The 5,910-nt window shown below is 68.6% G+C and carries 6 protein-coding genes; 3 read left to right on the forward strand and 3 right to left on the reverse strand.

Features of this window, described 5'->3' with window-relative positions:
* Positions 1 to 62 precede the first annotated feature (62 nt).
* Positions 63 to 1,550 (forward strand): phospholipase D family protein, encoded by a 1,488-nt coding sequence (locus HC022_RS17475; RefSeq protein ID WP_167453283.1) that lies wholly within the window; start codon positions 63 to 65, stop codon positions 1,548 to 1,550.
* Between the two features lie 51 nt (positions 1,551 to 1,601).
* Here HC022_RS17475 and HC022_RS17480 read toward each other — a convergent pair whose 3' ends face one another.
* Entirely contained in the window at positions 1,602 to 2,285 is a 684-nt protein-coding gene (locus HC022_RS17480) for a rhomboid family intramembrane serine protease (protein WP_089961996.1), read from the reverse strand.
* A 79-nt stretch (positions 2,286 to 2,364) separates the two neighbouring features.
* On the opposite strand from HC022_RS17480, the gene trpS reads away from it, so the two are divergent.
* A complete protein-coding gene (gene trpS, locus HC022_RS17485; RefSeq protein WP_167453284.1) occupies positions 2,365 to 3,399 on the forward strand; it encodes a tryptophan--tRNA ligase in 1,035 nt (344 codons plus the stop codon).
* Positions 3,400 to 3,466: 67 nt separating this feature from the next.
* On the opposite strand, the gene HC022_RS17490 is transcribed toward trpS, so the two are convergent.
* Together HC022_RS17490 and HC022_RS17495 are read right to left on the reverse strand one after the other, a co-directional pair.
* Positions 3,467 to 4,099, reverse strand: a complete 633-nt coding sequence (locus HC022_RS17490) for a hypothetical protein (protein WP_167453285.1) — start codon at positions 4,097 to 4,099, stop codon at positions 3,467 to 3,469.
* 71 nt (positions 4,100 to 4,170) lie between these two features.
* Positions 4,171 to 5,145 carry a DMT family transporter gene (locus HC022_RS17495; RefSeq protein WP_167453286.1) on the reverse strand — a complete coding sequence of 325 codons (975 nt, stop codon included), beginning with the start codon at positions 5,143 to 5,145 and terminating at the stop codon, positions 4,171 to 4,173.
* Between the two features lie 132 nt (positions 5,146 to 5,277).
* On the opposite strand from HC022_RS17495, the gene HC022_RS17500 reads away from it, so the two are divergent.
* Positions 5,278 to 5,910: ABC transporter ATP-binding protein (locus tag HC022_RS17500; protein WP_167453287.1), on the forward strand; the 633-nt coding region annotated here is incomplete at its 3' end.

The following is a 5,910-nucleotide window of genomic DNA, read 5'->3' on the forward strand; positions in this document are numbered from 1 at the left end:
CCTTCAGATTGTCCGAATTCAGTTCGGCCTTCCGCCGAGGACGCAGCTAAGGACCCCGTCACGTGACGCTGACTTCGTTGATTACCGCATCCGAAGGCTTTCCTGCCCTGGAACGCCTCGCAGCCTCTGCGCGCGAGGAGCTGGTGCTGTCATTCCGCATCTTCGACCCGCGCACGAAGCTGCGCAGCCCTGAGCTGAGGGAGCGCGGACTCGAGACATCGGCCGACCTGCTGGCGATGATCGCCCGGCGTGGCGTGCGCATCCGCATGCTGCTGTCCGACTTCGACCCGGTCTTCACTTCAGACCTGCACCGGCTGGCGTGGAGCTCGGCCAGCGGTTTCGCCTCGGTGTTGCAGGGCGACGCCAAGGTGATCTGCGCGCCGCATGGCCAGATGGCCGGGCCGCTCTGGCGGGTCATGATGCGCGGCCGCATCATGCGCATGCTCAACAAGCTGCGAAGCGACGAGCCGACGCGGCTCACCCCTGTCCAGCGCTCGCTGCTCGAGGGCCCGGTGCCGCTGCGCCCGGTGACCATCCACCAGAAGTTCGCCGTGGCCGACAGCGCCCGCTGCATCATCGGCGGGCTCGACGTGAACGAGCGGCGTTACGACGATTTCGAGCACGACCAGCCCGCCGAGGAGACCTGGCACGACGTCTCGATGCAGGTGGACGACGCGGATTTCGCTGCCGCCCTGCGCCTGCATTTCTCGGAAACGTGGAACGCCGCGCTCGATTGCGGCAGCCCCTGCCTCAACGGCACTGCAGAGCGCATGCCCACCGACGTGCGCCCCCAGACGTCGCCGGACCTGCGGCTGGTGCGCACCGTCTCGTCGCCCTGCCCGGGGCCCCTGCGGCTGGCGCCGCGGGCCAGCGTGCAGGAGCATGAAAAGGCGATGATTGCGCTCATTGGCGAGGCGCAGCACCACATCTACATCGAGACCCAGTTCCTGCGGCACCGGCCCATCGTCGATGCGCTGGTCCGCGCCGGCGAGCGGATCGCGGACCTGCAGCTCGTGATCATCCTGCCGCCCGCCGCCGAGCGGGTGCTGTTCAACAGCGACGTGGGCTGGGACGCCCGCCACGGCCACGCGCTGCAGACCGAAGCGGCGCAGCGCCTCGGCAAGATCTATGGCGACCGGCTGGCGATGATCTCGCCCGGACAGACCCGCCCGGCCGAGGAAGGCGCCGCAGACATGCTCGATGCGGGTCCGATCTACGTGCACTCCAAGGTCATCGTGGTCGACGACCGCGTGGGCATGGTGGGCTCGGCCAACCTCAACGGCCGCTCGATGCGCTGGGACACCGAGGCCTCGGTGCTGTTCCGCCGCCCCGAGGAGGCCAAGGCGCTGCGCGAGCGGCTGGCCACGAAATGGCTGGGGCCGCGGCTGGGCGCGCAGAGCACGGTGCTTGCCAAGACCTGGCGACAGGCGGCGCTCGCCAATGCCGCCGTGCCCCCGGAAGAGCGCGAGGGCTTCGCCCTGCCCTACCCCAGTGCGAGCGGCCGGAAGTTCTCGCGCTTCGTGCCGGTGCTGCCGGCGGACATGTTCTAGGGGCGCCCCGGGCCCCTCAGGGCCACGCGCGCACCCGGAGGCCCCGGAGGCTCAGTCCCGGCGCAGGCGCGACAGCAGCCGTGCCCAGCCACCGGGCACCAGCACGATACTCAGCAGAAAGCCGGTGACGAAGCCGGCGAGGTCGGCCACCCAGTCGAGGGTGCCTCCGAAGATCAGCCCGAAGACCAGTTGCACCGCCAGCAGCATCCCGATCAGCGAGAACGCCCGGATCTGCTGCGCGCCAACCTGTCCGAGCCGCAGCCAGAGCAGGTAGGTGAAGCCCCCGATCAGCCCATAGACCGGCGGGAAGGCCCCGATCAGCGGGAAGCGCGTGTCGAGGAAGCCGTAGGCCAGCGCGCCCATGATGCTCGAGGCGAAGAAGATCGCCACGAAGCGCACCGGGCCCAGCGCCTCGGCCACCATCTTGCCCATGGCAAGCAGCATGACGGCTGCAAACATCGCGTGGGTGAAGCTGCCGTGGATGAACGGGTAGCTGACGAAGCGCACGAGATGCTCCGGTGGGAACTGCCCGGTCCCCAGCATCCATTGCATCACCGGCGCCGAGAAGGCGAAGCGCTCCAGCGCGTCGAGACGCCAGCCGACGGCGCTTGCACCGCCCACCACGCCATAGGCGCCGAGCGAGAACACCGCCTCGATGCCGACGATCACGATGGCCAGGGCCATCACCACGGGTGGCAGCGGGTTCAGGGGCGGTTCGTTGTGAGGATGCACCATGGGCGGGGGCTCTTTCTTGACGGCATGTCGGGGCATGGGTAAGCCAGCCCCAGCCGAATTTCCAGACGGAGTATGCCCCATGTCCGAGGCGGTCCAGCCCACCCCCGCCTTCACACCGCGTGTCTTTTCCGGCATCCAGCCCTCGGGCGGCCTGACGCTCGGCAATTACCTCGGCGCGATCAAGCGTTTCGTGGACATGCAGGGGAGCGGTGTCGAGACGATCTACTGCGTCGTCGACATGCACGCCATCACGGTCTGGCAGGACCCCGCCGCGCTGGTGCGCCAGACCCGCGAGCTGACCGCCGGCTACCTTGCCGCGGGTCTCGATCCGACCAGGTCGATCCTCTTCAACCAGAGCCAGGTGGCGGAACACGCCCAGCTCGGCTGGATCTTCAATTGCGTCGCCCGGCTTGGCTGGATGAACCGCATGACCCAGTTCAAGGACAAGGCCGGCAAGAACGCCGAGAAGGCCTCGCTGGGGCTTTATGCCTATCCCGCGCTGATGGCCGCCGACATCCTGCTCTACCACGCCACCCACGTGCCCGTGGGCGAGGACCAGAAGCAGCACGTCGAGCTGACCCGCGACATCGCCGCCAAGTTCAACCACGACTTCGGCACCGAGTTCTTCCCGATGACCGAGCCGGTGATCGAGGGCGCCGCAACGCGCGTCATGTCGCTGCGCGACGGCTCCAAGAAGATGTCGAAGTCCGATCCCTCGGACGCCAGCCGCATCAACATGACCGATGACGCCGACGCCATCGCCAAGAAGATCCGCAAGGCCAAGACCGACCCCGAGCCCCTGCCCTCCGAGGCCGAGGGTCTTGCCGAGCGTCCCGAGGCGCGCAACCTCGTCAACATCTACGCGGCGCTCTCGGAGCAGACCGTCGAGCAGGTGATGGCCGAGGTGGGCGGCAGGCCGTTCTCGGAGTTCAAGCCGCTGCTGGCGGATCTGGCGGTCGACAAGCTGGCGCCGATCTCGACCGAGATGGCGCGCTACATGCAGGACCCGGCCGAGATCGACCGCATCCTCAAGGACGGCGCCGGACGCGCCCGCGCCATCGCCGCGCCGATCCTGCAGAAAACCTATGAAATCGTGGGGATGGTGGGCGCCTGAGCGCCCCGGACCTGACCTTGCAGCACATTCCGGGACCGTTCCGACGGTCCCGGTCCCGCCCTGCAGCCTAAGCCTGGCCGGTCAGTCCGGCCCGGGCAGCAATGCGCAGCGCGTGGCTCGGGTCGCGCGCCACCGGCGGCATCACCGGATCGTAGGCCGCGCGCAGCACCTCACCGATCTCGGGGCGCAGCACGACGCGGCCATCCTCGAGCCGGCCCAGCGGCGAGCGGCTTGCGAAGGCGCTCTCGGACCACAAGAGCATCACCTGCAACACCTGGCTCAGTGCCAGTTCCTCGGCGGGCTGCGCCGCCAGCGCCTTGTCCATGCGCAGGAAGACAAACCCCGCCTTGATCGCGCCGGTCTCGTCGAAGCGGAAGACCCGGTACTGGTTGGCGCCCGACGCTTCGAGCCGGGCGATCATCGGTTCCAGCCCCTCGATCAGGCGGTCGAGATCGGGCACGCCGCGCAGTTCGGCCCAGTCGCGGAAGAAGAACACCATCACGTTGGCGCCGAGCTCGGGATCGGTCTCGGCCATCTTGTGGCCGGAGAGCGCGCAAAGCGCCTCGAAGGCGCCCTTGATCACCGAGAGCGTGGCGTCCTCGACGCCGAAGACGATGGGCACGATCGGCCGCCCCCAGCGGGCGCAGAGATAGCTGCCGTCCTGGCGGGTGAACAGGGCCTCGACGTCGGCGGGCAGCATGGCGTCTCCTTCTCGTTCGCGGTGCTTGCGGGGCGCTTATAGAGGCCGCCGGCGGGCAGAGCCAAGCCGGTTCAGCGCCGCCCCCAGAGCCTGCGTCGCCCCGGGGCCAGGCTTTGCCGGCGCCGCTCGCGCAGGAAGACAAAAAGCCCCGCCCCCACGATCAGCGCGCAGCCGGCCCAGACGCTGGCGCCCGGCCATTCGCCGAAGATCAGCCAGCCCCAGAGAATCGCCAGCGGCAGGCCGACGTATTCGAAGGGCGCCACGGTCGCCGCCTCGGCCATGCGGTAGGCGGCGCTGAGCGCGTAGCCCACGAAACCCGACAGCGTGCCGAGGACCAGCATCACCAGGGCGTCGCGCCCTTCGGGCCAGATCCACGGCCGCAGCAGGAAGGCCAGCGCCTCGCTCTCGACCCGGTCGACGTAGCGCCCGTCGCCCGCCACCAGCCAGAAGCCGAAGGCCACCACGAGGAAGGTCACCTGCAGGTAGACCGCCAGCACCGAGGCCCGCGTCGTCAGCCCGAGCTTGCGGGTCATCACCTGAAGGATCGCGTAGAAGAAGGCCGAGATCACCGGCAGCAGCAGCACGATGCGCGAGGTGGCAAGCTCTTCCTTCCACGGCTGCTGCATGATCAGCACCCCGATAAAGCCCACCACCACCGCGCCGATGCGCAGCGGGCCGACCTTCTCGCCGAGGAAGGGAATCGAGAGCAGCGTGATGAAGAGCGGCGCCACGAAGAACAGCGCCGTAGCCTGCCCCAGCGGGATCACCGCCACCGCCGCGTAATAGGTCATGTTGGCCAGCACCACCATCAGCCCGCGCGCCACGTGCAGCAGCGGCGTGCGCGTCCGCAGCAGCGACCAGCCGCCCTCAAGCTTCACGAGGCTCAGGGTGATGACCAGCCCGACGCCCGCGCGTACCGCGACGATCTCGTGCAGCGGATAGCCGCCCGAGAGCAGCTTGATCAGCATGTCGTTCACCGAGATGGCAACGACGCCGAAACAGATGAAGAGGATGCCCAGGCCCGGCCGGTCGGAGAGTGCTTTCATGGCTCTCGCGACTACCCCGGCCCCTGCACCGGCGCCAGATCAAATCGCCGCGCACAGGGGGGCCTGCGCCAGCGAACGTTGCGTTCCTGCGAGGGCAGCCTAGGTTCTGCGGGCAAGACGGGAGGACGCGACATGGCGATGGTCGAGCTGCGGCAGGTCCGCAAGATCTATGACGGCGGATTCGAGGCGCTGAAGGGCGTCGACCTCGATATCGAGGCGGGCGAGATCCTCGCGCTGCTTGGCCCAAACGGCGCCGGCAAGACGACGCTGATCTCGACGGTCTGCGGGCTGGTGACGCCAAGCTCCGGCACGCTCACCGTGGGCGGGCACGACGTGCTTGCCGATTACCGCGCGGCGCGCTCGCTGATCGGGCTGGTGCCGCAGGAGGTCAGCCTCGAGCCATTCGAGAAGGTCTCCAACACCGTGCGCCTGTCGCGCGGGCTGTTCGGCAAGCCGCGCAATGACGCGCTGATCGAGGATATCCTCCGGCGGCTGTCGCTCTGGGACAAGCGCGACCAGCCGATTCGCGCCCTCTCGGGCGGCATGAAACGCCGCGTGCTGATCGCCAAGGCCTTGAGCCACGAGCCCGAGGTGCTGTTCCTCGACGAGCCCACCGCGGGCGTCGACGTCGAGCTGCGCCGCGACATGTGGGAGATCGTGGCCGACCTGAAGGCGCGCGGGGTGACGATCATCCTCACCACCCACTACATCGAGGAAGCCGAGGCCATCGCCGACCGCATCGGCGTCATCAACAACGGCGAGATC

It is taken from the genome of Salipiger sp. HF18, from assembly GCF_011806505.1.
Classification (GTDB): Bacteria; Pseudomonadota; Alphaproteobacteria; order Rhodobacterales; family Rhodobacteraceae; genus Salipiger; species Salipiger thiooxidans.

Bases quoted from the DNA above. Each gene is read 5' to 3' on its own strand.
- HC022_RS17480 (WP_089961996.1), bottom strand. From the start codon at position 2,285: ATGGTGCATCCTCACAACGAACCGCCCCTGAACCCGCTGCCACCCGTG.
- trpS (WP_167453284.1), top strand. From the start codon at position 2,365: ATGTCCGAGGCGGTCCAGCCCACCCCCGCCTTCACACCGCGTGTCTTT.
- HC022_RS17490 (WP_167453285.1), bottom strand. From the start codon at position 4,099: ATGCTGCCCGCCGACGTCGAGGCCCTGTTCACCCGCCAGGACGGCAGC.
- HC022_RS17495 (WP_167453286.1), bottom strand. From the start codon at position 5,145: ATGAAAGCACTCTCCGACCGGCCGGGCCTGGGCATCCTCTTCATCTGT.